Origin of the sequence: Achromobacter mucicolens (assembly GCF_029866465.1) — a bacterium.
GTDB lineage: Bacteria > Pseudomonadota > Gammaproteobacteria > Burkholderiales > Burkholderiaceae_B > Achromobacter > Achromobacter mucicolens.
In genome coordinates this window covers 2,319,264-2,344,974 of sequence record NZ_CP123364.1, presented here as the reverse complement: position 1 = coordinate 2,344,974, position 25,711 = coordinate 2,319,264, and the positions used below count along the sequence as shown (strand labels likewise).

The following is a 25,711-nucleotide window of genomic DNA, read 5'->3' as shown; positions in this document are numbered from 1 at the left end:
GACGGGCCGAAAGCAAAACGCCACCGGCGGATGTCGACGGTGGCGTGCGGGGCGCCGGGCCAGGGTGCCGTCAGTTCGCCGTTACAGCAGCCCTGCCGGCCGGATGCGCCCGTTGCGGGCCGTCTTGGCCCGGCGATGCTCGGCGCGGCGGCGGCGCGACTCCTTCGGGTCGAAGCTCAGGCCGCGATAGATTTCCACGCGGTCTCCGTCGGCCAGGCGCGCCTTGGGTTCGGTGGCGCGGCCGAAGATGCCCACGCCCGCTTCCCACGGCTTGACGACAGGAAATGCCTGCGCAAAACCGCTGGCCGCCAACGCGTCCTCGACGGTCGCGCCGTCCGGCAAGCGCACGTCGCGCTGCCAGGCGTGGCCGGGCAAGGCGTAGCAGACGATGACGCCGATCTGCCCGCCCGCGGACCCTTCACTCGCCATACTTGGCCTGCGCGCGCTTGGTGAAGGAATCGATGAAGCTGGTCGCAATGCGGTTGAAGACCGGGCCCACGACCATTTCGAGCGGCCGGTTCGAGAACGCGTACTCCATGGTGAACAGGACCTTGCACGCGTCTTCGGCCAGCGGCTGGAACACCCAATGACCAACGAGGCTGGAGAACGGACCATCCACCAGCTCCAGGTCGATCCGCTCGGGGTAGACGTGGGTATTGCGGGTCGTGAAGCGCTGCTTCATCCCCGCGAAGGAAATCAGTATGGAGGCCTGCATGCCGTGTTCGTCGCGGGTCTGCACCTCGGCGCCGCCACACCACGGCATGAACTCGGGGTACTTCTCCACGTCGGCAACCAGGTCGAACATCTGGGCGGCGCTGTAAGGCACCAGGACGGATCGTTGTACTTTGTGCATCGACTATCGCAAATGGCTAGAATGGCAAGATTTTACCGGCACAGCGCTTTGTGGGCTTGAATGGGCCGAAACTGCGGCCAAAACAGTGAACAAAACTGCGCAGTGAACAAAACTGCGGCCAAAGTGGTGCAGCGGCCTGCGCAGTAAACAAAACAGCGGCAAAAGACAGCCGTCAGGATACCGAGCAATCGCCGCCCGCAACAACCCGCAATCCGCCGGATTCGCAGAATCCCCCAGCAAGAAGGCTTTATGAGCATTATCGACAATCGCAAGGCCACGCACGACTATTTCATCGAAGACCGCTTTGAAGCCGGCCTTGTCCTGCAAGGCTGGGAAGTCAAGGCGATCCGCGACGGCCGCGTGCAGCTCAAGGAAAGCTACGTCATCGTGCGCGATGGCGAACTGTTCCTGCTTGGCATGCACGTCAGCCCCCTGCCCACGGCCTCCACGCACATCCACCCCGACGCCATGCGCACGCGCAAGCTGCTGCTCAAGGCCGAGGAAATCAGCAAGCTCATCGGCAAGGTCGAGCAGCGCGGCTATACGCTCGTGCCGCTGAACCTGCACTACAAGAACGGCCGCATCAAGCTGGATTTCGCGCTGGGCCGCGGCAAGAAGCTGTTCGACAAGCGCGACACCGCGCGCGAGAAGGACTGGGCGCGCGAAAAGGAACGCATCATGAAGCACGACACCCGCGCCCCGCGCCGCGGCAAGGACGATTGATTCAGGCGGCCACCGGCAGCGCCGGGCGCTCGGCCTCGTGGCCGGGGCCCACCACGCGGTTGCGCCCCGCCGATTTGGCCGCATAGAGTTTGCGGTCGGCCCGTTCGAACAGCACCTGCAGGTTTTCGCCTGGGATCCAGTCCTCGACGCCCGCGCTGAACGTATACGAAATCGTGCTGCCCCCGTGCGCGCAAGGCGTGCGCCGCACCGAATCCAGCAGGCGCTCGGCCACCTCCAGCACCGCGTCGCTGCGCATGTCCGCAAACAGCACGCAGAATTCCTCGCCCCCCACCCGTCCCACGTGATCGCCGGTTCGTAGTGTCGCGGTCGCCAGCAAGCCGAAATGGCGCAGCACCGCATCGCCGGCCGCATGGCCATGCGTGTCGTTGATGCGCTTGAAGTGGTCGATGTCCAATAGCAGCAAGGTCAGCGGACGGCGCATGCGCAGGGCCTGGGCGCAATACCGTTCGGCCTGCAGCCACCACGCCTTGCGAGACATCAGACCCGTCAGGAAGTCGGTGTTGGCCTCTTGTTCGCGGTCGGCCAGCATGCGGTCGTGGATGATCATGATGGTTCCCAGCGTCAGGCACGGCATGATCAACACGCCCAACGTCAGGAACGCAACGCCCCACAGCGTGGGTTCAAGAAAGGCGGCCACCGTGTCCAGCCCCGCCAGGTAGACCCCGGCGCGAAGCGCGCAGACCACGGCGGAGATCAGCGTCACCGCCCACACGAAACGGTAGGCGTAGCGCGAGCGATGCTTGGGCATGTTGCGCTGGACGACGATGGCCACGGCCAGCATGAAGCCCATTTGCAGCAGCGACATCGCGACGATGCGCGGACTCACCTGCCAGTCCACGTAGGTGTAGGTGGCCACGACCGACAGCGCCGCCAGGCAGCCCAGGGTCATGAGATGCCGGGGCACCGCAAGACCGAGCAACCGGCGCACGCCCGCGTAATACGCACAAAGGGCCAGCGCGATCGCCGCGTTCGGAACTAGGATGGACGCCCAGAGCGGCGTCTCGGTGTTCTGCAGCGCAAATGTAGAAAACGCCAACAGCGTGAGCAGGTTGGCGCGTATGGTCTCGCGGATGCCGGACATGCCGCTGCGCGCCAGGGATCCCAGCACGCACAGCGAAAGCACTCCCGCCAGCGCTGCTATCAGAAGCAAATTAACGGGAGCGATCATGGGCGGCGCGCCGCGAGGCGCGATATCAGGTGTTGCGCGTGGACTTTACGATGGTCATGGCGGAGGCGATCATCCCGCCCACGTCGGACAGATTGGCCGGCAGGATCAGCGTGTTGCCTTCCTTGGCCACGTTGCCGAACGCCTCAACGTAGCGCTCGGCAACCTTCAGGTTGACCGCTTCCATGCCGCCCGGCTGGCGAACCGCATCGGCAACCTGCGTGATGGCCTTGGCAGTGGCTTCGGCAATCGCCAGCACCGCGGCCGCCTCGCCTTGCGCCTGGTTGATCTGCGCCTGCTTCTCGCCCTCGGATCGCGCGATCGCGGCTTCGCGTTCGCCGGTGGCGATATTGATCTGCTCCTGGCGGCGGCCCTCGGAGGCGGCGATCAGCGCGCGCTTCTCGCGTTCCGCCGTGATCTGGGCCTGCATCGAACGCAGGATCTCGTTGGGCGGCGTCAGATCCTTAATTTCATAGCGCAGCACCTTCACGCCCCAGTTCAGCGCCGCCTCGTCCAGCGACGAGACGATGTTGCTGTTGATGGAGTCGCGCTCTTCAAAGGTGCGGTCCAGTTCCATCTTGCCGATGACCGAACGCAAGGTGGTCTGGGCAAGCTGCGTGATCGCCGAAATGTAGTTGGACGAACCGTACGAGGCGCGCATCGGGTCCGTGACCTGGAAATACAGCACGCCGTCGACCTGCAGCTGGGTGTTGTCGCGCGTGATGCAGACCTGGCTGGGCACATCCAGGGGGATTTCCTTCAAGGAATGCTTGTAAGCCACCCGTTCGATGAACGGAATCACGAACCCGGCGCCCGGCGACAGGACGCGGTCGAACTTGCCCAGCCGCTCGACCACCCAGGCGTGCTGCTGCGGCACGATGGCGATCGCCTTGACGACGATAAGGATCGCCAACGCAACGATGACAAGCAGCACGACGGTTGAAGTATCGATCATGGTGTGAAGCCTCTTTTCGGATGGATGCGCCGGCCTGCCCCGCCATGCTGGCCGGGGTTCCGGCGATTGCCCGCAGCGCTGCGCGGGCGCGTTCTGCTATGCCGATCGGCCGCGCTTGGGTGTCAGCACGAGGATCGAGCCGCGCAATTCGGTAATGATGTGTTCGCCGGGATGGGCGGCGTGTCCCTTGGCCAGCTCGGCCTGCCAATGCGCGCCCCGGTACCAGACGCGCGCCGCCCCGCTGTCGGACCACGCCTCTACGACGACGGTTTGGCCGATGTCCAGGTTGACGTCGGCGTTGCGGGCGGAATTGACCTCGCGCTTTTTCAGCACCCGGGTCTTGCGCAGCACCAATAGCCCCAGCAACAGCACGACGCCGCACGCGACCAGCTCCCATTGCAGGCCGGCGTTCAGCCAGGCCGCAATGCCGCCGGCGGCCAGACCTAGAGCGACCAGCAGCAAATAGAAGGTTCCTGTCGCCAGCTCTCCGATGAGCGCCAGCGCGGCCAATCCCAGCCAAATCCACATAGTATTGAGAATCGTCTGTAAGGATGAGTATCTGAGCGGATTGTACGTATTTCCGGGACGGAGCGGGAGCCGCGGTGCGCCGACGGGAACATTTTCGCTGGATTACTATGTGCGCTGGCGCGCCAAGTCGCGGGACCAACGCGCCGCCCTCATCCACCTATATGCTTTTATGACCGCCGCAACTCCTTCTGCTCTTCCCGTCCTGATCCTGCACACCGGCGATCCGGACGATACGCTCAAAAGCCAGTTCGGCGGCTATGCCGAACAAATCATGACGGCGGCCGGCCTGGCCGCCAGCAACGTCGAGATCGTCGCGGTATACGAGGGCCAGCGCCCGCAGGCGCCCTCCAGCTACCGCGCTGCCCTGATCACCGGTTCGCCCGCCATGGTGTCCGACAAGGAACCCTGGAGCGAAGACACCGCCGCCTGGCTGCGCGAGGCCGTCGACGCGGGCCTGCCGATGTTCGGCGTCTGCTACGGGCACCAATTGCTGGCGCACGCGCTCGGCGGCAAGGTCGGCTACAACCCGTCGGGCCGTGAAGTGGGCACCCAGACCGTGGAATTGCTGCCGACCGCCTCCGGCGACCCACTCATGGCCGGCGTGCCGTCCACCTTCCCTGCGCAGATGCTGCATGCGCAGACCGTGCTGCAACCGCCCCCGGGCGCGGCGGTGCTGGCGCGTTCGGATCTGGACGACCACCAGATGATCCGCATCGGCCGCAACGTCTTTTCCACCCAGTTTCACCCCGAGTTCGGGCCGGATTTCATCCTGGCTCATCTCGAGCGTTATGGCCGCCGCTACGCCGCCGAAAACCTCGACATGCCCGATCTGTCGGCCAACGTGCGCGCGACGCCCGTGGCGGCGGGCCTGTTGCGGCGCTTCCTGGAGACCTACGCGCCCGGCGCCTGACCTCCGCAGGCGTCCCGCCGGCCTTGCCGGGACGCCACGGGGGACGCCAAAGGCCAAGGCTGCGCCGCAACAAGCGGAGTGCCGGGGCCGTCCAGTCTTGAGACGATGGCGTCAAGCGTTACGCCAACACGCGCCAGTCAGGAGTCCCCTATGAGCCCCGCCGCCGTCCCCTTGAGCAAACAGCACGCCGCCGCCGTCGAGCGCGCCTGCCGCGCCCTGGAAGCCGAGCAGCCGCCCGATCTGTCGACGCTGGCCGAGCAGGCCGGCATGAGCCGCTTCCATTTCCACCGCGTTTTCAAGGCCGCCACGGGCATCACGCCCAAGGCCTACGCCAACGCGCTGCGGGCCAGCCGCGCGCGCCAGCGCCTCGAAGAAAGCGCAAGCGTCACCGACGCCATGTACGACGCCGGCTTCAATTCCAGCGGACGCTTCTACGAGGCCGCCCCCGCCATCCTGGGCATGACGCCCACCGCGTTCCGCAAGAACGGCGAAGGCGTGGATATCCGGTTCGCGGTCGCGCAATGCGCATTGGGCGCGCTGCTGGTGGCGGCAAGCAGCACCGGCATCTGCGAAATCGCGCTGGACGAGGACCCTGACCGGCTGGTCAAGAACCTGCAGGACCGTTTCCGCGCCGCCAGGCTGATCGGCGCCGATCCCCAGTTCGAAAGCTGGGTGGCGGACGTGGTCGGCTTTGTCGAAGATCCGGCGCGCGGCCTGGACCTGCCGCTGGACGTGCGCGGCACGGCGTTCCAGCGCAAGGTCTGGGAGGCGCTTTGCGAGATCCCGCTGGGCGAAACCGCCACCTACGCGCAAGTGGCCGAGCGCATCGGCGCGCCCACCGCCGTGCGCGCCGTCGCCCGCGCCTGCGCCACCAACAACATCGCGCTGGCCATTCCCTGCCATCGCGTGGTGCGCACCGACGGCTCGCTGGCCGGCTACCGCTGGGGCATCGACCGCAAGCGCGAACTCATCGCCCGGGAAGCCAAGGCTGCCTGAGCGGCACGGGTCAAATAAAGCCCGAGCGAATAAAAAAACCCCGCGTCCCAAAAGACGCGGGGTTTTTTGTTTCAACCGGCCAATCAGTTCTTGGCCAGGCGCTGCCACGTATCGACAACGGTGTCCGGATTCAGCGACATCGACAGGATGCCTTCGTCCTTCAGCCACTGCGCGAAGTCCGGGTGATCGCTGGGGCCTTGGCCGCAGATGCCGACGTACTTGTTGGCAGCCAGGCAAGCCTTGATCGCACGGCGCAGCATGAACTTGACGGCTTCGTCGCGCTCGTCGAAGTCGGCCGCCAAAAGCTCCATGCCCGAATCGCGGTCCAGGCCCAGCGTGAGCTGGGTCATGTCGTTCGAGCCGATGGAGAAGCCGTCGAAGTACTGCAGGAACTCGTCGGCAAGGATGGCGTTGGACGGCACTTCGCACATCATGATCAGCTTCAGGCCGTTTTCGCCGCGCGCCAGGCCGTGCTTGGCGAGCAGGTTCACGACCTTCTCGGCCTGACCCAGCGTGCGCACGAACGGCACCATGATCTCGACGTTCGTCAGGCCCATTTCATCGCGCACCTTCTTGAGGGCTTCGCATTCCATGCGGAAGCACTCGGCGAAGTCTTCGGCGATGTAGCGCGACGCGCCGCGGAAGCCCAGCATGGGGTTCTCTTCCTCGGGCTCGTAGCGCGAGCCGCCCACCAGCTTGCGGTACTCGTTGGACTTGAAGTCCGACATGCGCACGATGACCGGCTTGGGGTAGAAGGCGGCGGCAATCGTCGCCACGCCTTCGGCCATCTTCTCGACGAAGAAGGCGCGCGGGCTGGCATGGCCGCGAGCGGCCGATTCCACGGCCTTCTTCAGCTCGCCGTCCACGTTCGGGTAGTCCAGGACTGCCTTCGGGTGGATGCCGATGTTGTTGTTGATGATGAATTCCAGGCGAGCCAGGCCGACGCCGCCGTTCGGGATCTGGGCGAAGTCGAACGCCAGTTGCGGGTTGCCCACGTTCATCATGATCTTCAGATCGATGGCGGGCATGTCGCCACGGCGCACTTCTTCGACTTCGGTCTCGATCAGGCCGTCATAGATGCGGCCTTCGTCGCCTTCGGCGCAGGACACGGTCACGGCCTGGCCTTCCTTGAGCACGTCGGTCGCGTTGCCGCAGCCCACCACCGCCGGAATGCCCAGTTCACGCGCGATGATCGCGGCGTGGCACGTACGGCCGCCGCGGTTCGTCACGATGGCCGAGGCGCGCTTCATCACGGGCTCCCAGTTGGGATCCGTCATGTCGGTGACCAGCACGTCGCCCGGCTGGACCTTGTCCATGTCGGAGATGTCGCCCACGACGCGCACCGGACCCGAACCGATCTTCTGGCCAATGGCACGGCCGGTGATCAACACCTGGCCGGTCGCCTTCAGGCGGTAGCGCTGCTGCACGTCGTTGGCGCCCTGCTGCGACTTCACCGTTTCAGGGCGCGCCTGCAGGATGTAGATCTTGCCGTCCACGCCGTCGCGGCCCCACTCGATGTCCATCGGACGCTGGTAGTGCTTTTCGATGATGACGGCGTAGCGGGCCAGTTCGTTGACCTCGTCGTCGGTCAGCGAGTAGCGGTTGCGCTCGGACACGGGCACGTCCACCGTGCGCACGGCACGGCCTTCGGGGCGCTCGGGATCGAATTCCATCTTGATGAGCTTGGAGCCGATGCGGCGGCCGACGATGGGATAGTGGCCCTGCTCCAGCGTGGGCTTGAAGACGTAGAACTCGTCAGGGTTGACGGCGCCCTGCACGACGGTTTCGCCCAGGCCGTAGGACGAGGTGATGAACACCACATCCTGGAAGCCCGATTCGGTGTCGATGGTGAACATGACGCCGGCGCTGCCCTTGTCGGAACGCACCATGCGCTGGATGCCGGCCGACAAGGCGACGTCGGCGTGGGCGTAGCCCTTGTGCACGCGATAGGAAATGGCGCGGTCGTTGTACAGCGACGCGAACACGTGGCGGATCTTGTCCAGCACGTCGTCGATGCCCACCACGTTCAGGAAGGTTTCCTGCTGGCCGGCGAACGAGGCGTCGGGAAGGTCTTCGGCCGTGGCGGACGAGCGCACGGCGAACGAGCCCTTGCCATCGGCGTCGAGCTTGGCGAAGGCTTCGCGGATCTGCGATTCGAATTCCGGCGAGAACGGCGCCTCGACGATCCATTGGCGGATCTGCGCACCGGCGGTGGCCAGTTCGCGCACGTCTTCGGGGTTCAGCGTGGTCAGGCGTTCAGCGATCCGCTTGTCCAGGCCCGAAGCCTTCAGGAAATCGCGAAACGCATCTGCGGTCGTGGCAAAGCCGCCCGGCACGCGGACACCCGCGCCAGACAGCTGGCTGATCATTTCGCCAAGAGATGCGTTCTTGCCTCCTACCGAGTCCACGTCCGTCATGCGGAGCTGCTCGAACAAAACAACATACGACATTGAAGTCACCTTTTACAATGGAATGAAAGCGAGTTTGGTCAATGGATGAAATGCGCTGTTCTGGGTGCCGGAGAAACGCTTTTTCCGGCTTGTGCAGACATGCTTTCAGACGCTGACCAAACTGGCCTTGGACCGCCCTTGGGGTGACTTATAGGGGCCTGATTGTACTCGGTGGAGTACGTCCGGCCATCTGCCTGGTTGGAATTTTTTACACATGACATCTACCCCTATCGTACGCACGGTATACATCGTTTCCGACAGTACCGGCATCACCGCGGAAACCTTCAGCCAGTCAGTACTTTCGCAGTTCGAGGAGGTCAATTTCAAGCCCATCCGCCTGCCCTTCGTGGACACGCTTGAAAAGGCCGCGGAAGTCGCCATGCGGATCGATCGCAGCGCCCAGGACGCGGGCGTGCCGCCCATCGTTTTCAGTACCCTGGTCAACCCTGAAATCCTGGCACGTGTTCGCCAGGCGAACGGCATCTTCCTGGATCTGTTTGGCACGTTCGTCAGCCACATCGAACAGGCGCTGGGCCTGAAATCCAGCCACTCCATCGGCCGCTCGCACATGCAGGCCAACTCGGAAAAGTACCGGAACCGTATCGACGCCATCAACTTCAGCCTGGCGCATGACGACGGCCAGTTCGTGAACCAGCTCGATCAGGCCGACGTGATCCTCGTCGGGGTCTCGCGCTGCGGCAAGACGCCCACCAGTCTGTACCTGGCCATGCAATACGCCATCAAGGCCGCGAATTTCCCGCTCACGCCCGACGATTTCGAACGCGGCACCCTGCCCTCGACCATCGCGCCGCACCGGGGCAAGCTGTTCGGCCTGTCGATCCAGCCCGAGCGCCTGGCCGAAGTGCGCAACGAGCGCCGCCCCAACAGCCGCTACGCGCAACTTGAGCAATGCCGCTACGAAGTGGCGGAAGCCGAGCGCATGATGCGCCGCGAGGGCATTTCGTGGCTGTCCAGCACGACGAAATCGATCGAAGAGATCGCAACCACCGTCTTGCAGGAAGTCGGACTGGATCGCGGATAAAGAAAAAGGGCGCGTTCAGGCGCGCCCTTGATTGGCCGGCGATTTCAGCCGGCGAATGTTCACTGCGAATATTCAGGGACGCAGCTTGACGCGCTCTCGCGATCCCGCGCCCCAGTACTTCAGCGGCGACATCTCCTGTTGGGCAATCTTTTCGGATTCCTCCAGGCGCATGTCCTGCCGCCCCACGCTGGCGGCATTTCCGGTTGCGCCCTCGATGCTCAGGCGCACGTACCGCGTCTGGCCCGGCGCCAGGTCGAACGTCAGGGTTTCGCCATCGCGCAGCGTATCGATCTCGTACTTGCCCGCCGGACGGTTCACGTAGAAGAAGCTGCCCGGCTTGGACCGGCCGACCTTCACGCCATTGACGCGCAGATACGGTTGATTCGACACCACGCCAATCGGCGACGCCGGCTGGTAGAAATAGATGCGGCCCGTATCCGGGACCATGACGGGAATGGTGCCCGCCACGTCCTGGTAGCGGGCCCCGCCGCAACCGGCCAACAAGGCGGCGCCCAGCGCGGCGGCGGCCATCATCTTCAAACTGCTCTGCATGGATTTCTCTTCAGGTTTGGGTCTAACGCAAGCCCGGAGCCTGCTCGGGCGTAGCCGCGCCCCAATAGCGCATCTTCAAGAGCTCGGTTTCAGCGAGCTCGGGCGGATCGACCATTTCCATGGACAGCTTGCCCACCGTGCCCGTGCTGCCCAGCGATTCGGCCTTGATGCGCACATAGCGCGTCTGACCCGGATCAAGCTTGAAACTCACGCCGTCGCCCGTCCAATACAGGTTGGTCACGACATAACTGCCTGCCGGGCGGTCCACGAAAAAGAAGCTGCCCGGCTTGTTGCGCCCTACGACATCGCCGTTCACGCGCAGCTTTTGCTGCGCCACCGCGGCGGCCGACGCCTGCGCCTGCGGCTGGTAGAAGTAGATGCGCCCTTCGCCTTGCGCGATTGGCGGCATGCGCCCCTGCAAGGATTGGTATTGCGGACCAGCGCAGCCGGCCAGCGCAACCACCGACGCGGCCGTCGCCGCCAATTTCAGCCAGATCTTCATTGACGCATTTCCACAGGCAGGGTGACAGGACGGTTCAATGGCAGATAGGCCATTTCACCAGGCAGGTAAAAGCCAACGAGCTTTCCCGAGGACGCCACGAGATAGGCCTCCCCCTGGCGCCGCGTCTGGACCGTGAACAGGCCGCCAAGCGACCGGTAGACGTCGCCTTGCGGCAAGGCGCCCACGCGCTGCCATTGCGACGCCGCCGGCAGATTCGCAATGCTGTCATTGGGAAGCTGGGCGGTGACCAAGCGCGACAGCTGGATCACGTTGACCGGGTCCGCCGGCGCCACGGGCACCAGGTTCGCCCGCTGTGTCGACACGGACATGCACGCGCTCAAGGAGAGCATGCCTGCGACGGCCAACACGGCAAACTTGCTCAGGCGAGCCGCGCCCGCGATTTTTGAAACTTCCGACGACACCATGGATACCCCCGGCAACGAATGAAGTGCGTAAGTATAGGGGTGCGTCAGAAATCTACAAAACGTATCCGCGCTCAATAGCGCAGCGCTTCGCGCTCGCGCCGGCCCGCGCCCCAATATCGCAAGTCGGCAAGCGCTTGCTGCGCGGCGTCGGGCGACTGCTCCAGTCGCAGCACTTGCTTGCCCCCCGCGACGTCCACCCGGACGTATTGCGTCTGCCCTGCCGCTAGCGGCACGACCAGCGGGTCCTTGCGTTCCTTGCGGTCCGTTGCCGTGATCACTTCGAGCGTCCCGGCCGACCGGTCCACGAAAAAGAAGTGGCCTGATTTGGACTTGCCGACGCGGGCGTTGTCGACCAGGATGGCCGGATGCGGCACCTTGTCGCCGTTGGATGTCTTGGGCTGGTAGAAATAGATCCGCCCTTCGCCCGGTTCCAGCGCGGAGATCTTGGCCGCCACGTCGCCATACCGGGGGCCCGCGCAGCCCGCCAGCACGCTTGCGGCGCCCAGCGCGGCCAGGCTCAGTTTGATCCAGTGTTTCACGTGTCCCCTCCCCGGGCTCGAAATGCGGGCCGCGTCAGTGCGCCGCCCACGTTGCACAAGCGCGGCAGTATAGGGGGCAGATGCACCTATCAATCGGTGGAAAAACGGGGGGATCCCGCGCCGGCTCAGCCGGGATGGCGCTGGGTCGCCTGGCGGCGCTGCTCGAACAGGCAGATCGCTGCGGCGGCGCCGACATTCAGCGACTCGACGGCGGCGGCGTCGTGGTCTATGCGGACCTTCAGGCTGGCAGCGGCCAGCAGCGCGGGCGCCACACCCTGGCCCTCGTGCCCGAACACCCATGCGCACCGCTCAGGCAGGCGGTCCGCGTAAAGGTCGCGCGAGCCGTCCAGCGCCGTCGCCACCAGTGGCACACGCAAGCGCGGCAGCAAGGCCTGGAGATCGACATGCTCGTGGATATCCAGGGCAAAATGCGCGCCCTGGCCGCTGCGAAGCACTTTGGGAGACCAGGCCGCCGCCGAGCCCGTGGCAAGAAACACCCGTTTGATGCCGGCCGCGGCGCACGTGCGCAGCAAAGTGCCCACATTGCCAGGGTCCTGGATGCGGTCGAACAGCACGCAGGTTTCATCCACCTGTTCAGGCAGCGCGGGCACCGGTGGCGTGACCAGGAAGGCGACGCCCTGCCCGCTTTCGACGGCGGCCACGGCGTGCATCAGGCGCGCGTCCAGCGCGAGGCTGACGTTGTCCGGCACGGCCGCGGCGAGCGCCGCGATGTCCGGCTGGGAAAGGCGGTCCACGTCGAAAATCGCCCGATCCGGCGCGCCGTGGTGCTGCAACCATGCCTGGCAAAGGTGCACGCCATCGAGCAGCACGGGGGCGCCACGCTTACCCGCGGTGCCGGCCAACTTGACCAGCGCCTTGACCGCCGGGTTGTCCCGGGAACTGATGTGCTTCATGAAACCAGGCCGAAGGCCTTGATGGGCGCGAAGCTGCGCCGGTGTTCGGCGCACGGACCGTGCTCGCGCAGCCGTTGCAGATGCAGCGCCGTGCCGTAGCCCTTGTGCTGGTCGAACGCGTATTGCGGATACAGGGCGTGCAGGCGAAGCAGGTCGGCGTCGCGCGCGGTCTTGGCAAGGATGGAGGCGGCCGAGATCGCCGGCACCAGCGCATCGCCCTTGATGACGGTCTGCACGGTGCAGCGCAGTTTGGGCGCCTGATTGCCGTCGACCAGCGCCAGTTGCGGCACGGTGGCCAGGCCCTGCACCGCGCGCTGCATCGCCAGCATGGTGGCGCGCAGGATGTTCAGGCTGTCGATTTCCGCGACCGTGGCGCTGGCGATGCACCAGGCAAGCGCCTGTTCCTTGATCTGCAGCGCCAATTCCTCGCGGCGCACGGCGGTGAGGACCTTGGAGTCGGCCAGGCCGTCAATGAAGCGTGATGGGTCCAGAATGACCGCCGCCGCGTAGACTTCGCCAGCTAGCGGGCCGCGGCCCGCCTCGTCGACGCCGGCGGTCAGCAGCGCGGGCTGCTCCGGCGCCACGAAAAGCTCAGGCTGCTCCATCGGCCACCTCCAGGATCGCCTGCGCGGCCAGCGCCGGCGTATCGCGTAACAGGTCTTGGTGCATGGCGGTAAAACGGGCCTCCACGCGGGCAATCAGGGCGTCGTCGGTCAACGCCTGCCAGGTCGCTTCGGCCAGTTTATCGGGCGTCGCGTCATCCTGCAAAAGCTCGGGAACGACGAAGTCGCGAAGCAGCACGTTGGGCAGGCCCACCCAGGGCAGGTACGGGCGCTGCTGACCAGACTTCCACGCCATGATCCGCCGCATCCAGGGCGACAGGACGTATGAGATGACCATGGGCCGTTTGAACAGCGCCGTCTCCAGCGTGGCGGTGCCGCTTGCGACCAGGACGGCCGTGGCGGCTTCCATGACGGACCAGGCCACCGGCGCCTTGCGGTCCCCGCCCTCGCCGTGCAGATCGTGCGCGGTGACGCAGCGCAGACCGGGCACGGGGTACTGGGCCAGGATTTCCAGGAACTCGGCCCGCCGCTGGTCATTGACCATGGGCACGATGCACTGCAGAGCCGGATCCTTCTTCAGCAGTTGCTGGGCCGCCTGCAGAAAGCGCGGCGCGAGCAGACGGATCTCCGAGGACCGGCTGCCGGGCAGGATCGCCAGCACACGGGCGTCTTGATCGATGCCCAGGCGCGCGCGGGCCGCCGCGCGGTCCGGCTGCATCGGCACGGCGCCGGCCAGCGGATGGCCCACGTACGTCACCGGTATGCGTTCCTTGCGGTAGATCTCTTCCTCGAACGGAAACAGCACCAGCATGTGCGAGACCGATTCGCGGATCTTGTGAATGCGCTCGTAGCGCCAGGCCCAGATCGAGGGGCCGACGAAATGCACCGTCGGCGTGCCCGCCTGGCGCAGCTGGTGCTCCAGCCGCAGATTGAAGTCGGGTGCGTCGATGCCCACGAAGACGGACGGCGGCTCGGCGAGCCAGCGGCGCTTGACGTCGCGGTAGGTGGCCAGCAGGCTCGGCAGGCGCTTGAGCGCGTCCACGTAGCCAAACACGGTCAGCGCGTGCATCGGATGCCAGGCGTCGAAGTCTCGCGCCTGCATCTGCGGTCCGCCGATGCCCTCGCAGCGCACGCCGCTGTCGCGCGCTTGCAGACCGGCAATGATGCGTCCGGCCAGCAGGTCGCCCGAAGGCTCGCCGGCCACCATGCCGATCCGAGTGCTCATGGGCGGATGATGCCGCGGGAGGCGACGTCCAGGAAGTCCAGCAGCATCTGCAGATGTTCCGCGGCTTCAGGGGTGGATTGCTGGCGCTCGCGCAGTTCGGCGCGCGCCGCGTCCAGGGGCAGGCCCCGGCGGTAGATGATCTTGTAGGCTTCGCGAAGAGCCGAAATCGAGGCCGCGGAAAAACCGCGGCGTTTCAGGCCTTCGACGTTGATGCCCACCGGACGGCACGGGTTGCCGGCCGCCAGCACAAAAGGCGGGGTGTCCTGCATGAGGGAGCTGTTGCCGCCCGTCATGGTGTGCGCACCCACGCGCGAGAACTGGTGCACCCCGGTCAGGCCGCCGATGATCGCCCAGTCGCCCACGTGCACGTGGCCGCCAAGCTGCACTGAATTGGCCAGGATCGTGTTGCTGCCGATGTGGCAGTCATGGGCCACGTGAACGTAGGCCATGATCCAGTTGTCGTTGCCCAGCGTTGTTTCACCGCCATCCTGCGTCGTGCCGGTATTCAGCGTGACGAATTCGCGCACCGTGTTGCGGTCGCCGATCGTCAGGCGCGTGGGCTCGCCCGCGTACTTCTTGTCCTGCGGCATGCCGCCAATGGAGCAATAACGATAGAAGCGGTTGTCGCGACCGATGGTGGTCACACCGTCGATCATGCAGTACGGGCCGATTTCGGTGCCCGCACCGATGGTCACATCAGGCCCCACCACTGCGAACGGGCCGATGACCACGGTCGGGTCGATTTTTGCCGCCGGATCGACAACAGCGGTGGGATGGATGTTTCCTGCCATTTACTCTTCCAGGCTGCGAATCGCGCACATCAGCTTGGCGGAAGCCACTTCCTGGCCGTCGACCGTCGCGCGTGCTTGATACTTACAGATGCTGCGGCTCAGGCGTTCCGCTTCGACCTCGATGCGCAGCTGGTCACCCGGGACGACGGGGCGGCGAAAGCGCGCGCCGTCGATGCCGACCAGGTAATAGGCGGTCTTGGCGCCTTCACACTTGAGGCCGCCGTTCTCGTCCGTGAACGAGAACAGCGCCGAGGCCTGGGCCATGGCTTCGACGATGAGCACGCCCGGCATCACCGGATGGTGAGGAAAGTGACCGTTGAAAAACGGCTCGTTGATCGAGACGTTCTTGATGGCGACGATGGACTTGCCAGGCACCATTTCCACGACACGGTCAATCAGCAGCATCGGGTAGCGATGCGGCAGCCTCTCCATGATCCCCTTGATGTCGAGTTCCATTTTTCTATGCGTTCCTGCGAAATTAAATAATGTGGCGGCGCGGGCGCGCCAGGGCGGCGAACGCGCCCTAGTCCTTTTCCAGCGTGCGCACGCGGCGGCGCAATTGCGCCAACTGTTGTATCACGGCGGCGTTGCGCTGCCATTCGCCATGCTCCGCGTACGGGAAGACCCCGGTGTAGCGGCCAGGCTTGGAAATATTGGACGTCACTGCCGTGCCGCCCGAGATATGCACGTCGTCACCCAGCACCAGATGCCCCGAGAGCATCGCGGCGCCGCCGATGGTGCAGCGCTCGCCGATGGTGGTCGAGCCCGCCACACCCACGCAGGCCGCCATCGCGGTATGTGCGCCGATGCGGCAGTTGTGGCCGATCATGATCTGGTTGTCGAGCTTCACGCCGTCCGCGAGGACGGTGTCTTCAAGGGCGCCGCGGTCGACGGTGGTGTTGGCGCCGATTTCGACGTCATCGCCCAGCGAAACGCCGCCGAACTGCGGGATCTTGCCCCAGGCGCCCTTGCCCAGCGAGGGATCCGGCGCGAAGCCGAAACCATCGGCCCCCAGCACCGAACCGCTGTGCAGGATGACTCGGGCGCCGATCTTGACGCCTTCATACAGCGTGACGTTGGCATGCAGCCGGCCATCGGGCCCGATGGACGATCCGGCGCCGATGACGCAACCCGGACCCAGCACCGTGCCCCGTCCGATGCGCACGCCGGCTTCGACGACGCAGTTCGGGCCGATCCGCACGCCTTCTTCGATGATTGCGTCGGGCGCAACCACGGCGGAGGGATGGGTTTCAGCAGGCAAGGCGGGTCTGCGGGCAGTGTCGAACCACTGCGCGACGCGCGCGTAGAGCAGATAGGGATGCTTGCAGACGACCAGCGCAAATGGCGGGCGGTCGCTGCCCTGGGCTTCGAGCGCCTCGGCGACGTCGGTGGAGACGATGACCGCCCCCGCTCCGGTTGCGCCAAGCTGGCTTTGGTAACGGGGATTGGACAGGAAAGTGATTTCCTGGGGGCCGGCCGAAGACAGGGTCCCGATGCCGCAGACCCGCATGGGGTCTGCGCCGGGAACCGCACTGATACGCCAGTCCATACCCTGGGTATTGGCGGCGCTCAACAATGCTTCAAGTGTCGGCGCGCGGGCAAGATCCAGTAAAACCGGCATGACTAGACGGGTATCGCTTTACTTGCCCAGGCTCTGGATCACCTTGTCGGTGATGTCGATGCGCGGGTTGACCGTCACCGCGTCCTGGATGATCAGGTCGTAGTTTTCCTGTTCGGCAATGCGCTTGATGGCGTCATTGGCCTTGGACACGATGCCCGAGAATTCTTCGTTGCGGCGGCGGTTGAAGTCTTCCTGGAACTCGCGGCGCTTGCGCTGCAGGTCGGTGTCCAGGTTGGCCAGTTCGCGTTGGCGCTTGACGCGGTCGGATTCCGACAGGACGGGGGCGTCCTTGTCGAACTTCTCGGCTTGCGAGCGCAGGCTGTTGTTCAGGCGCTGGAGTTCGTCGTCGCGCTTCTTGAATTCGGCTTCGATCTTGCTTTGGGCAGTCTTGGCCGGACCCGATTCGCGCAGGATGCGTTCGGTATTGACGAAACCGATTTTGGTGCCTTGCGCTTGCGCGGGGATCGCGGCAGCCGAACCGAGAATGAGCGCACCCACCAGGGCAATGGAGCCGCCCAGCTTGCCACGGCGCTTGGCGCCCAGCGTCTTCGATGATTTAAGTGCGAAATCAGACATCATGAAAATCTCACCTTCCAGTAAGGCAAAGCCAAAGTGTGTATTGTGCCACTAAACAGCAAGGACGCTGGACCAGGGGGCCGCGCCCTTGTTTTCAAGAGTAACGCCTCGCTTAGAATCCCGTCCCGATCTGGAACTGGAAGCTTTGCTTGTCGTCGCCCGGCTTGGAATTAAGCGGTCGCGCATACGACAGCTGCAGCGGGCCCATCGGCGATTGCCAAGACAGGCCGATACCGGCCGAGAAACGCCAGCCGCACGGATCCTCGACCTCGGTGTTGTCGCGGCCACGGGTGCAGGACAAGCCGCTGCCCGCCGACACCTGACCGGCGTCGCTGAAGATGAACCAGCGCAGGGTGCGATCCTTCGAGGCGCCCGGGAACGGCAGGTACAGCTGGGCGTTGGCCACGATGCGGCGCGTGCCGCCCAGGTAATCGCCCGTCTTGACGTCGCGCGGACCCAGCGACGAGCCTTCGTAGCCGCGGACGGTGCCGATACCGCCGGCATAGACGTTCTTGATGACCGGGTAATCCTTGCTGCCGTAGCTCTGGCCCCAATCGACCATGCCGTTCAGCGCCAGGGTGTACGAGCCGCCCAGCGGCACGTAATACTGCTGTTGCGCCGTCAGCATCGTGTATTGCAGATCGATGGTCGACACGTCGGCCTTCAGGCGCGTGTACGAACCCTTGGTCGGCGCCAGCGCGCTGTCACGCGTGTCCTTGGACCAGCCGGCGCTCAGGATCACCGAGTTCGTCGCATCGCCATACTGGTCAACGAAACTTTCGTAGGCCGCCGGCGAGTTGTTGTACAGGTCGATCTGGTTGCGTTCGAAGTTGCCGCCCAGGAAGATGCGGTCGTACTCCGAGATCGGGATACCGAAGTTCATGCCCAGGCCCAAGGCCTTGACGCGGTAGTCACCGTCGTTGTTGTTCCAGGGCTCGGTCACGCGGTAGTACGCCGACGTGGTGCGGCTGATGCCGTCCTTGGTCCAGTACGGATCGGTATGCGACAGCACCACGGCGCGGTTCGTCTTGCTGGTGTTCAGTTGCAGCGTCAGGTTGGTGCCGCTGCCGAAGACGTTGTCTTCGCTGATACCGGCCGACAGAATGGCCTTTTCGGACGAGCCGTAGCCCACGCCCAGGTTGATCATGCCGGTGGGCTTTTCCTTCACGTCGACGTTGACGTCGACCTGGTCGGGGGAGCCCGGGACCGGCTCGGTCTTGACGTTGACGTCGCTGAAGTAACCCAGACGGTCGACGCGATCGCGCGAGGTCTTGATGTCGCCGGCGTCGTACCAGGCAGCTTCCTGCTGGCGCATTTCGCGGCGCACGACTTCGTCGCGGGTACGGGTGTTGCCGCCGATCTGGATGCGGCGCACGTAGACGCGGCGGCTCGGATCGACGTAGAACGTCAAGTCGGCTTCATGCTTGGCGCGGTCCAGTTGCGGGTTCGGGTTGACGTTGGCGAACGCGTAGCCCAGCTCACCCAGGTAGTCGGTGATCGCCTTGGCGGAATCATTGGTCTTGGCGGCCGAGAAGGTCTCGCCTGCCTTGATCTGCACCAGGTCGTTGATTTCCTTGTCCAGGCCCAGCAGGTTGCCGGCCAGCTTGACGCTGCGCACCTTGTAGGGCTCGCCTTCGTGGACGGTGATCGTGATGCGGATGTCCTGGCGATCCGGCGAAATGGTGACCTGCGGCGGCTCGACCGAGAACTCCAGGTAACCCTTGTCCAGGTAGAACGAGCGCAGGCGTTCGAGGTCGCCCTCGAGCTTTTCGCGCGAGTATTTATCGGTATCGGTGTACCAGGTCAGCCAGCCGGGGGTGGTCAGCTTGAATTCGTCCAGCAGGTCGCTTTCGGAAAAGGCCTTGTTGCCGACGAAACGGATTTCCTGAATGCGGGCAACCGAGCCTTCGAACACGTCGAAGCTCACGCCGACGCGGTTACGCGGCAGCGGCGTGACGGTGGAAGTGACTTCGACGCCATATTTGCCCTTGGACAGATACTGCTGCTTCAGTTCGTACTCGGCGCGCTCGAGCATGGAGCGGTCGAAAATGCGGCCTTCCGCAAAACCGACTTGCGCCAGCGAGGTGGTGATGGCCTTGGAATCGAATTCGCGCATGCCGTTGAAGTTAACGGACGCGATGGTGGGACGTTCTTGAACGACCACGACGACGACATTATTGTCCGTCTGGATCTGAACGTCGGTGAAAAAGCCCGTGCCATACAAACGGCGGATGGCTTCGGTGGCTTCTTCTTCGGTGAATTTCTCGCCGACCTTGACAGGCAGATAACCAAAGACAGTGCCGGCGTCGGTTCGTTGAATACCCTCCACGCGGATATCCCGCACGACAAAGGGTTCGAAGGCGTGGGCCAAGGCCGGCAACATCAGCGCGGCTACGAGACCCGGCAGTACACCCTTTTTGTGTTGAAACATCCGGCGAAAAGACATCCTTGAGTATCCTCGGTCGTGCAAATGGCGGGGGATTTTATGCTAAATGGCGTTCAAGTGAACAAACGCGTGAAATCGTTGAACAGCGCAAGCCCCATCAGGCTTGCCAATATGCCTATGCCGGCGCGTTGTCCGATGTCGATCCATCTTGCGGGCGGGGGGCTGCCCCGCACAATTTCGACGAGATAGTACAGCAGATGGCCACCATCCAGCATAGGAATGGGAAGCAAATTTAAAACGCCCAGGCTGATACTGATCAATGCGATATAGGCGATATACGCAACAATTCCGATCCGGGCGGTCTGGCCGGCGTAGTCCGCAATCGTGACCGGACCGCTCACATTGCGCCACGACACGTCGCCCGTCACCATGCGGCCCATCATGCGCAGCGAAAACCAGGCGGTGTCCCAGGTGCGGACGGCGCCGCGCCAGAGGCTGTCGAAGACGCCATAGCGCACGGTCACCATCGGCACGTTGCCGCCCAGTTGCACGCCCAATCGGCCGATTTCCTGGCCGTTGACGACTTCAGGGCGAGGCGTGACATTCAGGGTGACGTTGGCACCATCCCGGACCACGGTCAGGGCGAGCGGCTTGCCGGCGCTTTCCTGGATCTGCTTGACGAGCGCGCCGGTGTCGGGCGCCGGCTGGCCATTGACGGCCACGACCAGGTCACCCGCGCGCAGGCCGGCGGCCTGCCCTTCTCCGCCGTCGATCACCGCGCGCACGGCGGGCTTGGGCTGGGCCAGACGCACGCCGGCCGCGGCAAGCGGGTCGCCCTCGGCCGGGTCCATCGTGTTGGGGGGAAGATCGAGTTCGCGCCGCTGGACGGCGCCGGACGGCGTGCTGACCTCGATGCTGGCGCGCCCGCCGGTGGACATGACGTCCATCAGACGCCAGCGGGCGTCGGACCACGAGGCGACCTCCTGGCCATCGATGGCCAGGATGCGGTCGCCGGCCAACAGGCCAGCCCGCGCTGCGGGGGTCTCGGCCGCGGGCGGCGCGATGATGGCGACGGGCTCCTCGGTGCCGGCCATGTTCAGGCACGCATACAGGAACACCGCGAGGATCAGATTGAAGATGGGGCCAGCGGCCACGATGGCGATGCGCTGGCCCACAGGCTTGGTGTTGAAGGCGGAAGCCGCCACGGCCGGCGAGGCCCCAGGCGGCGCATCGTCCAGCATCTTGACGTAGCCGCCCAGCGGCAGCGCGGATACCGCCCATTCGGTGCCGTGCCGGTCGGTGCGGCGCAGGATGACCTTGCCAAAGCCCACCGAGAAACGCAGGACCTTCACACCGCAAAGGCGGGCGACCCAATAGTGCCCAAGCTCATGGAAAATGATCAGTGAGCCGAGCGCTACCGCAAAGGCCAGCAAGGTGAAAAGCATGGGGTCGGAATCTAGGAAATCAGAGGCAAACGCAGAGGCAATCGCGGCCCGCCATCAGGCCAGTCCGAGGTTGCCCGCAAAGGCGCGCGCCTCGGCGTCAAGCGCAAGTACGTCGTCAAGACTGCTGAGCGTAACAGATGCTTGCCGCGCCTGCCACTCGAGCGCAGCCTCGATGACCCGCGGAATCCAGGTGTAGGCCAGCCGCCCGTCCAGAAATGCGTCAACCGCCACCTCGTTGGCCGCATTGAGCACCACGCAGGCGCCCTGCCCCGCCCGCATCGCGGCAAAGGAATGCGCCAGGCACGGAAAGCGGGTCAGATCCGGCTTTTCGAAGTCCAAGCGGCCATGCCGGGTCAAATCCAGCGGGCTTACGCCGCTCTCGATGCGGTCGGGAAAGCCAAGGCCGTACGCGATGGGCGTGCGCATGTCGGGCTGGCCCAGCTGCGCGAGCACCGAACCGTCGTCGTACTCGACCATCGAATGCACGACGCTCTGCGGGTGCACGACCACGTCGATCCGATCGGCCGGCATCGCGAACAACCAGTGCGCTTCGATGACCTCAAGCCCCTTGTTCAGCATCGTGGCCGAATCGACGGAGATCTTGCGGCCCATGCTCCAGTTGGGGTGGGCGCAGGCCTGCTCGGGGGTGATGTCGTGCAGATCTTCCAGGTCGCGGCCGCGGAAAGGCCCACCCGACGCGGTCAGCAGCAAACGGCGCACGCCCTTGGCCGGCTGCTGCGGCGCATCGGCACGGCCTTGGTGCGGCAGACATTGGAAGATGGCGTTGTGTTCGCTGTCGATGGGCAGCAATTCGGCGCCATTGTCGCGGATGGCCTGCATGAAAAGCGTGCCGGCGGCGACCAGCGCCTCTTTGTTGGCGAGCAGCACGCGCTTGCCGGCGCGCGCGGCGGCAAGCGCCGAAGGCAGGCCTGCGGCGCCCACGATGGCGGCCATCACGGTGTCGCACTGCGAATCCGCGGCGGTGTCGGCCAGCGCCTGTGCGCCCACGCGGATCTCGGGCATGGATTGCCCGCCCGTCCAGGCATCGATGAATTTCTGGCGGGCGGCGGCGTCGGGCACCACGACGACCGCGGCCCGGCTGGCCAGCGCCTGCTCGGCCAGCCGTTGCATCCGGCTGTGGGCCGAAAGCGCGTAAACCGCCATCCGCTGCGGGTGGCGGGCAATCACGTCCAGCGTGCTTTCACCAATCGAACCGGTCGATCCCAGCACGACGACACGTTGAAAAGCCGTCAAAACAAGACTCCAGACAAAAGTAGCGCGAACGGCGCGACGGGAAGAATCGCATCGATCCGGTCATAGACGCCGCCATGGCCAGGCAAGAGTGTGCTGGAATCCTTGCGGCCCGCGCGGCGCTTGAGCAGCGACTCGAACAGGTCTCCCACAATGGACAGCACGCCCAGCACCGCGGCGATCGGCAGAGCGAGCCAGAAAGTCCAGCGTTCCACCAGGGCGTGACCGAAGGTGCCGTCCCACAGGCTGGACAGCCCGATCCACACCACCGCGCCCAGGACGCCAGCAATGGCGCCTTCGATGGTCTTGCCCGGACTCACTCGCGGAGCCAGTTTACGCTTGCCGAAGGCCCGGCCGGCAAAGTAAGCGGCAATATCGGCCACCCAGACGAGGGCCAGCAGCGACACGACGAACACGGCGCCGCGCGCCACGTACATCTGCGCCAGCACCGCCCAAGCGGCAAACGCGGCCGGGACGGAGAAGACCGACCACGCCAGACTGGCCGGCGGCGCGTCGGCGCGCCCGCGCACCACGGCGGCCACGCCGGCAAACAGCCAGACGGCGGACACGGCCGGCACCAGGTAGCGCAGCACCCAGCCGGGATCGCCCGCGCCGGTCCGGTCACCCGCCAGCCACGCGGACGTCAGCACCAGCATGCCAGCGAACAGCAGGACGGCGACACCGATGGAGATGAGGGGGGAAGGCGGTTGCGGCAGCGTCAGGCGCAACCACTCCCAGTTGGCGCACGCGGCCGCAAGGGCCAGCAGCGCGACGAACCACCAGGGATTGGCGCTCGCCATGGCGGCGGCCAGAATGGCCAACAAAACGACGGCGGTAACGATACGCTGGCCCAGCATGTGACGGTCTCCTCTTGTGCAGCCTGGAAAGACGCGCGCGTCGCGTTCAGCTTACTTTGCAGCCGCTTCGCTGACTTGTGCGCTGGTGCGGCCGAAGCGGCGCTCGCGCGTGCGGTACCAATCAAAGGCGGCCATGAGTTCATTGGCGCCGAAATCCGGCCAGTAGCGGTCCGTGAAGTAGAACTCCGCGTACGCCATCTGCCAGATCAGGAAATTGGAAATGCGCTGCTCACCGCCGGTGCGGATGAACAGGTCGGGCTCGGGGGCCCATGCCATGGAAAGGTGCCGGGAAAGACGCTCCTCGTCCACCCGTTCTGGGTGCGCGGCCAGGTCGGGCTCGGCCGCCAGCATGGCGCGGGTGGCTTGCAGGATGTCCCAACGGCCGCCGTAGTTGGCGGCGACGGTCAGGTGCAGCCGGTCGTTATGCGCGGTGCGCTCTTGCGCAGCGGCGATCAGCTCGCGCAGGCGCGGTTCGAAGGCGCTCAGGTCGCCGATGACGTGCAGGCGCACGCCCTGCTCTTGCAGCTTGCCGACCTCGCGCTCGAGCGCCTGCACGAACAGGCGCATCAGGAGCGAGACTTCTTCGGCCGGACGGCGCCAGTTCTCGGAACTGAACGCAAACAACGTCAGGTAGCGCACACCCGCGCGACCGCACGCCTCGACCACGCGGCGGACGGCCTGCACGCCTTTGGCGTGCCCGGCCGTGCGAGGCAGCAGACGCCGCGTCGCCCAGCGGCCGTTGCCATCCATGATGATAGCGACGTGCTCGGGGATGTCGCGGATATCGGGAACCGCCTGAGTCGAACTTGTTGCCATTAGTTTGGGGGCTGCGCGCGGCGGACCGGCGAAAGACACGAATACGGGAAAAAACCTGCGCCGTCGTTTCCATCGCTACGAGGAAGTACCGCGAGGCAATGGACAGGACGGCGCATGTGCAACGAAATCCTGACGCCACGCGGGCCGACAAAGCGGCGCCGCGTGGCGTGTTGGGATTATACGGTCATGATTTCGGCTTCTTTCTGGACGACCATCTTGTCGATGTCGGCGACGGCGCGATCCGTCAGCTTCTGGACGTCGTCCTGCGAACGGCGTTCGTCGTCCTCGGAGATTTCCTTGTCCTTGACCAGCTTCTTGAGCGCTTCGTTGGCCTCACGGCGCAGGTTACGCACCGCGATCTTGGCGTCTTCGCCTTCGCTGCGCACGACCTTGGTCAGGTCGCGGCGGCGTTCTTCGGTCAGCGCGGGCATCGGAACGCGGATCGTGTCGCCCATCGAGATGGGGTTCAGGCCCAGGTCCGACTCACGGATGGCCTTTTCGATCGGGCCGGCCATGTGCTTTTCGTAAGGCTGCAGGCTGATGGTGCGGGCATCGACCAGGTTCACGTTGGCGACCTGGCCGACCGGCACGGGCGAGCCGTAGTATTCGACCTGCACGTGGTCCAGGATGCCGGTGTGGGCGCGGCCCGTGCGGATCTTGGCCAGGTTGGTCTTGAGCGTATCAAGCGACTTGGCCATCCTGGCTTCGGCGGATTTGCGGATTTCTGCTGCGCTCATGGAATTTCCTTTTCTTTAAACGTGTACCAACGTGCCTTCGTCCTCGCCGCTCACGACTCGCTTGAGCGCGCCGGACTTATTGATCGAAAACACCTTGATCGGCAATTTCTGGTCGCGGCACAACGCGAAGGCGGTGGCGTCCATGACTTCAAGGCGGCGAACGATCGCCTCGTCGAAGCTGATGCGCGCGTAACGCGTCGCGGTGGGATCCTTGTTGGGATCCGCACTGTAGATGCCGTCCACCTTGGTGGCCTTCAGCACGATCTCCGCGCCGATCTCGGCGCCGCGCAGTGCCGCAGCCGTGTCGGTGGTGAAGAAGGGATTGCCGGTACCCGCGGCGAAGATCACGACCTTGCCCTCTTCGAGGTAACGCAAGGCCTTGGGCCGGATGTAGGGCTCGACGACCTGATCGATATTCAGCGCGGATTGTACCCGGGTGTCGATACCCTTGTGCTTGAGCGCGTCTTGCAGCGCAAGCGCGTTCATGATGGTGGCCATCATGCCCATGTAGTCGGCGGTGGCGCGGTCCATGCCCTGCGCACCCGGGGCGACGCCACGGAAGATGTTGCCTCCGCCGATGACGATGGCCAATTCGACGCCTGCGGCGGCGACTTCAGCGATCTCATCGGTCATACGGACGATGGTGGAGCGATTGATGCCAAATGCATCGTCGCCCATCAGCGCCTCGCCGGAAAGTTTGAGAAGAACCCGTTTGTATGCCCTGCTGCTCATAGGTGATATCCCGAAGAACAATCCGACGAAAGTGTAAGACAAGAATGGGGTTGACCCCCAGCACCGCGCCCGCCTGGCGGGTTGGCTGCCCCATCGGCGTCTGCCTTTGGGGGCCCATGCGGCGAAAAAGGCCGGA

The 25,711-nt window shown here is 64.9% G+C and carries 28 protein-coding genes; 4 read left to right on the top strand and 24 right to left on the bottom strand.

Annotated features, from left to right (window positions below):
• Positions 1–81: 81 nt before the first annotated feature.
• Positions 82–429, bottom strand: a complete 348-nt coding sequence (locus QEP15_RS10655; protein ID WP_152384203.1) for an RnfH family protein — start codon at positions 427–429, stop codon at positions 82–84.
• Entirely contained in the window at positions 419–853 is a 435-nt protein-coding gene (locus tag QEP15_RS10650; protein WP_056316825.1) for a type II toxin-antitoxin system RatA family toxin, read from the bottom strand. The genes QEP15_RS10655 and QEP15_RS10650 overlap by 11 nt, the downstream gene beginning before the upstream one ends.
• 249 nt (positions 854–1,102) lie before the next feature.
• Here QEP15_RS10650 and smpB point away from each other — a divergent pair, with 249 nt between their 5' ends.
• Positions 1,103–1,576, top strand: coding sequence for an SsrA-binding protein SmpB (gene smpB, locus QEP15_RS10645; RefSeq protein WP_062841367.1), 474 nt, complete (start codon positions 1,103–1,105; stop codon positions 1,574–1,576).
• Position 1,577: 1 nt separating this feature from the next.
• On the opposite strand, the gene QEP15_RS10640 is transcribed toward smpB, so the two are convergent.
• From QEP15_RS10640 to QEP15_RS10630, 3 genes are all read right to left on the bottom strand, one after another.
• Positions 1,578–2,765, bottom strand: coding sequence for a GGDEF domain-containing protein (locus QEP15_RS10640; RefSeq protein ID WP_280148761.1), 1,188 nt, complete (start codon positions 2,763–2,765; stop codon positions 1,578–1,580).
• 25 nt (positions 2,766–2,790) lie between these two features.
• On the bottom strand, positions 2,791–3,717 hold the full coding sequence (locus QEP15_RS10635; RefSeq protein ID WP_056318680.1) for an SPFH domain-containing protein: 927 nt from the start codon (positions 3,715–3,717) through the stop codon (positions 2,791–2,793).
• Positions 3,718–3,813: 96 nt separating this feature from the next.
• Positions 3,814–4,245 carry an NfeD family protein gene (locus tag QEP15_RS10630; RefSeq protein ID WP_152384201.1) on the bottom strand — a complete coding sequence of 144 codons (432 nt, stop codon included), beginning with the start codon at positions 4,243–4,245 and terminating at the stop codon, positions 3,814–3,816.
• A 169-nt stretch (positions 4,246–4,414) separates the two neighbouring features.
• Between QEP15_RS10630 and QEP15_RS10625 the strand changes: the two genes are divergently transcribed.
• Both QEP15_RS10625 and QEP15_RS10620 read left to right on the top strand, forming a co-directional pair.
• Entirely contained in the window at positions 4,415–5,155 is a 741-nt protein-coding gene (locus tag QEP15_RS10625; RefSeq protein ID WP_152384200.1) for a glutamine amidotransferase, read from the top strand.
• Positions 5,156–5,305: 150 nt separating this feature from the next.
• Complete coding sequence (locus QEP15_RS10620; RefSeq protein WP_056316807.1) at positions 5,306–6,151, top strand: bifunctional transcriptional activator/DNA repair enzyme AdaA; 846 nt, start codon at positions 5,306–5,308, stop codon at positions 6,149–6,151.
• A gap of 83 nt (positions 6,152–6,234) precedes the next feature.
• Here QEP15_RS10620 and ppsA read toward each other — a convergent pair whose 3' ends face one another.
• Entirely contained in the window at positions 6,235–8,601 is a 2,367-nt protein-coding gene (gene ppsA, locus QEP15_RS10615) for a phosphoenolpyruvate synthase (RefSeq protein ID WP_056316805.1), read from the bottom strand.
• A gap of 214 nt (positions 8,602–8,815) precedes the next feature.
• Here ppsA and ppsR point away from each other — a divergent pair, with 214 nt between their 5' ends.
• Complete coding sequence (gene ppsR / locus QEP15_RS10610; RefSeq protein ID WP_056316802.1) at positions 8,816–9,643, top strand: posphoenolpyruvate synthetase regulatory kinase/phosphorylase PpsR; 828 nt, start codon at positions 8,816–8,818, stop codon at positions 9,641–9,643.
• Between the two features lie 72 nt (positions 9,644–9,715).
• Here ppsR and QEP15_RS10605 read toward each other — a convergent pair whose 3' ends face one another.
• The 18 genes from QEP15_RS10605 to pyrH form a co-directional block, all read right to left on the bottom strand.
• Positions 9,716–10,195 carry a DUF2846 domain-containing protein gene (locus QEP15_RS10605; protein ID WP_280148760.1) on the bottom strand — a complete coding sequence of 160 codons (480 nt, stop codon included), beginning with the start codon at positions 10,193–10,195 and terminating at the stop codon, positions 9,716–9,718.
• A gap of 22 nt (positions 10,196–10,217) precedes the next feature.
• Complete coding sequence (locus QEP15_RS10600; RefSeq protein ID WP_280148759.1) at positions 10,218–10,697, bottom strand: DUF2846 domain-containing protein; 480 nt, start codon at positions 10,695–10,697, stop codon at positions 10,218–10,220.
• Positions 10,694–11,026, bottom strand: coding sequence for a hypothetical protein (locus QEP15_RS10595; RefSeq protein ID WP_226849033.1), 333 nt, complete (start codon positions 11,024–11,026; stop codon positions 10,694–10,696). The genes QEP15_RS10600 and QEP15_RS10595 overlap by 4 nt, the downstream gene beginning before the upstream one ends.
• A gap of 167 nt (positions 11,027–11,193) precedes the next feature.
• A complete protein-coding gene (locus QEP15_RS10590; RefSeq protein WP_152384197.1) occupies positions 11,194–11,661 on the bottom strand; it encodes a DUF2846 domain-containing protein in 468 nt (155 codons plus the stop codon).
• A 125-nt stretch (positions 11,662–11,786) separates the two neighbouring features.
• Entirely contained in the window at positions 11,787–12,575 is a 789-nt protein-coding gene (locus QEP15_RS10585; RefSeq protein WP_152384196.1) for a TrmH family RNA methyltransferase, read from the bottom strand.
• Positions 12,572–13,180 carry a ribonuclease HII gene (rnhB, locus tag QEP15_RS10580; RefSeq protein ID WP_152384195.1) on the bottom strand — a complete coding sequence of 203 codons (609 nt, stop codon included), beginning with the start codon at positions 13,178–13,180 and terminating at the stop codon, positions 12,572–12,574. The genes QEP15_RS10585 and rnhB overlap by 4 nt, the downstream gene beginning before the upstream one ends.
• A complete protein-coding gene (gene lpxB, locus QEP15_RS10575) occupies positions 13,167–14,363 on the bottom strand; it encodes a lipid-A-disaccharide synthase (protein WP_253853911.1) in 1,197 nt (398 codons plus the stop codon). The genes rnhB and lpxB overlap by 14 nt, the downstream gene beginning before the upstream one ends.
• Positions 14,360–15,154: an acyl-ACP--UDP-N-acetylglucosamine O-acyltransferase gene (lpxA, locus tag QEP15_RS10570; protein WP_253853913.1), complete on the bottom strand. Its 795-nt coding sequence runs from the start codon at positions 15,152–15,154 to the stop codon at positions 14,360–14,362. Before lpxA ends, lpxB begins: the two co-directional genes overlap by 4 nt.
• Entirely contained in the window at positions 15,155–15,610 is a 456-nt protein-coding gene (gene fabZ, locus QEP15_RS10565) for a 3-hydroxyacyl-ACP dehydratase FabZ (RefSeq protein ID WP_006385190.1), read from the bottom strand. It lies immediately after the preceding gene.
• Between the two features lie 67 nt (positions 15,611–15,677).
• Positions 15,678–16,775: a UDP-3-O-(3-hydroxymyristoyl)glucosamine N-acyltransferase gene (gene lpxD / locus QEP15_RS10560; RefSeq protein WP_056316781.1), complete on the bottom strand. Its 1,098-nt coding sequence runs from the start codon at positions 16,773–16,775 to the stop codon at positions 15,678–15,680.
• An 18-nt stretch (positions 16,776–16,793) separates the two neighbouring features.
• On the bottom strand, positions 16,794–17,354 hold the full coding sequence (locus QEP15_RS10555) for an OmpH/Skp family outer membrane protein (protein ID WP_056316777.1): 561 nt from the start codon (positions 17,352–17,354) through the stop codon (positions 16,794–16,796).
• A 109-nt stretch (positions 17,355–17,463) separates the two neighbouring features.
• Positions 17,464–19,797, bottom strand: a complete 2,334-nt coding sequence (gene bamA / locus QEP15_RS10550) for an outer membrane protein assembly factor BamA (protein ID WP_056316774.1) — start codon at positions 19,795–19,797, stop codon at positions 17,464–17,466.
• A gap of 53 nt (positions 19,798–19,850) precedes the next feature.
• Entirely contained in the window at positions 19,851–21,182 is a 1,332-nt protein-coding gene (gene rseP / locus QEP15_RS10545) for an RIP metalloprotease RseP (RefSeq protein ID WP_142055686.1), read from the bottom strand.
• A 54-nt stretch (positions 21,183–21,236) separates the two neighbouring features.
• Positions 21,237–22,436, bottom strand: coding sequence for a 1-deoxy-D-xylulose-5-phosphate reductoisomerase (locus tag QEP15_RS10540; RefSeq protein ID WP_175157224.1), 1,200 nt, complete (start codon positions 22,434–22,436; stop codon positions 21,237–21,239).
• Positions 22,433–23,290 carry a phosphatidate cytidylyltransferase gene (locus tag QEP15_RS10535; RefSeq protein WP_056316764.1) on the bottom strand — a complete coding sequence of 286 codons (858 nt, stop codon included), beginning with the start codon at positions 23,288–23,290 and terminating at the stop codon, positions 22,433–22,435. The genes QEP15_RS10540 and QEP15_RS10535 overlap by 4 nt, the downstream gene beginning before the upstream one ends.
• Before the next feature lie 51 nt (positions 23,291–23,341).
• A complete protein-coding gene (gene uppS / locus QEP15_RS10530) occupies positions 23,342–24,106 on the bottom strand; it encodes a polyprenyl diphosphate synthase (protein WP_056316763.1) in 765 nt (254 codons plus the stop codon).
• A gap of 176 nt (positions 24,107–24,282) precedes the next feature.
• On the bottom strand, positions 24,283–24,843 hold the full coding sequence (gene frr / locus QEP15_RS10525) for a ribosome recycling factor (protein WP_056316760.1): 561 nt from the start codon (positions 24,841–24,843) through the stop codon (positions 24,283–24,285).
• Between the two features lie 15 nt (positions 24,844–24,858).
• Complete coding sequence (gene pyrH, locus QEP15_RS10520; protein WP_056316757.1) at positions 24,859–25,575, bottom strand: UMP kinase; 717 nt, start codon at positions 25,573–25,575, stop codon at positions 24,859–24,861.
• Positions 25,576–25,711: the final 136 nt, after the last annotated feature.

Bases quoted from the DNA above. Each gene is read 5' to 3' on its own strand.
- QEP15_RS10655 (WP_152384203.1), bottom strand. From the start codon at position 429: ATGGCGAGTGAAGGGTCCGCGGGCGGGCAGATCGGCGTCATCGTCTGC.
- QEP15_RS10650 (WP_056316825.1), bottom strand. From the start codon at position 853: ATGCACAAAGTACAACGATCCGTCCTGGTGCCTTACAGCGCCGCCCAG.
- smpB (WP_062841367.1), top strand. From the start codon at position 1,103: ATGAGCATTATCGACAATCGCAAGGCCACGCACGACTATTTCATCGAA.
- QEP15_RS10640 (WP_280148761.1), bottom strand. From the start codon at position 2,765: ATGATCGCTCCCGTTAATTTGCTTCTGATAGCAGCGCTGGCGGGAGTG.
- QEP15_RS10635 (WP_056318680.1), bottom strand. From the start codon at position 3,717: ATGATCGATACTTCAACCGTCGTGCTGCTTGTCATCGTTGCGTTGGCG.
- QEP15_RS10630 (WP_152384201.1), bottom strand. From the start codon at position 4,245: ATGTGGATTTGGCTGGGATTGGCCGCGCTGGCGCTCATCGGAGAGCTG.
- QEP15_RS10625 (WP_152384200.1), top strand. From the start codon at position 4,415: ATGACCGCCGCAACTCCTTCTGCTCTTCCCGTCCTGATCCTGCACACC.
- QEP15_RS10620 (WP_056316807.1), top strand. From the start codon at position 5,306: ATGAGCCCCGCCGCCGTCCCCTTGAGCAAACAGCACGCCGCCGCCGTC.
- ppsA (WP_056316805.1), bottom strand. From the start codon at position 8,601: ATGTCGTATGTTGTTTTGTTCGAGCAGCTCCGCATGACGGACGTGGAC.
- ppsR (WP_056316802.1), top strand. From the start codon at position 8,816: ATGACATCTACCCCTATCGTACGCACGGTATACATCGTTTCCGACAGT.
- QEP15_RS10605 (WP_280148760.1), bottom strand. From the start codon at position 10,195: ATGCAGAGCAGTTTGAAGATGATGGCCGCCGCCGCGCTGGGCGCCGCC.
- QEP15_RS10600 (WP_280148759.1), bottom strand. From the start codon at position 10,697: ATGAAGATCTGGCTGAAATTGGCGGCGACGGCCGCGTCGGTGGTTGCG.
- QEP15_RS10595 (WP_226849033.1), bottom strand. From the start codon at position 11,026: ATGTCCGTGTCGACACAGCGGGCGAACCTGGTGCCCGTGGCGCCGGCG.
- QEP15_RS10585 (WP_152384196.1), bottom strand. From the start codon at position 12,575: ATGAAGCACATCAGTTCCCGGGACAACCCGGCGGTCAAGGCGCTGGTC.
- rnhB (WP_152384195.1), bottom strand. From the start codon at position 13,180: ATGGAGCAGCCTGAGCTTTTCGTGGCGCCGGAGCAGCCCGCGCTGCTG.
- lpxB (WP_253853911.1), bottom strand. From the start codon at position 14,363: ATGAGCACTCGGATCGGCATGGTGGCCGGCGAGCCTTCGGGCGACCTG.
- lpxA (WP_253853913.1), bottom strand. From the start codon at position 15,154: ATGGCAGGAAACATCCATCCCACCGCTGTTGTCGATCCGGCGGCAAAA.
- fabZ (WP_006385190.1), bottom strand. From the start codon at position 15,610: ATGGAACTCGACATCAAGGGGATCATGGAGAGGCTGCCGCATCGCTAC.
- lpxD (WP_056316781.1), bottom strand. From the start codon at position 16,775: ATGCCGGTTTTACTGGATCTTGCCCGCGCGCCGACACTTGAAGCATTG.
- QEP15_RS10555 (WP_056316777.1), bottom strand. From the start codon at position 17,354: ATGATGTCTGATTTCGCACTTAAATCATCGAAGACGCTGGGCGCCAAG.
- bamA (WP_056316774.1), bottom strand. From the start codon at position 19,797: ATGTCTTTTCGCCGGATGTTTCAACACAAAAAGGGTGTACTGCCGGGT.
- rseP (WP_142055686.1), bottom strand. From the start codon at position 21,182: ATGCTTTTCACCTTGCTGGCCTTTGCGGTAGCGCTCGGCTCACTGATC.
- QEP15_RS10535 (WP_056316764.1), bottom strand. From the start codon at position 23,290: ATGCTGGGCCAGCGTATCGTTACCGCCGTCGTTTTGTTGGCCATTCTG.
- uppS (WP_056316763.1), bottom strand. From the start codon at position 24,106: ATGGCAACAAGTTCGACTCAGGCGGTTCCCGATATCCGCGACATCCCC.
- frr (WP_056316760.1), bottom strand. From the start codon at position 24,843: ATGAGCGCAGCAGAAATCCGCAAATCCGCCGAAGCCAGGATGGCCAAG.
- pyrH (WP_056316757.1), bottom strand. From the start codon at position 25,575: ATGAGCAGCAGGGCATACAAACGGGTTCTTCTCAAACTTTCCGGCGAG.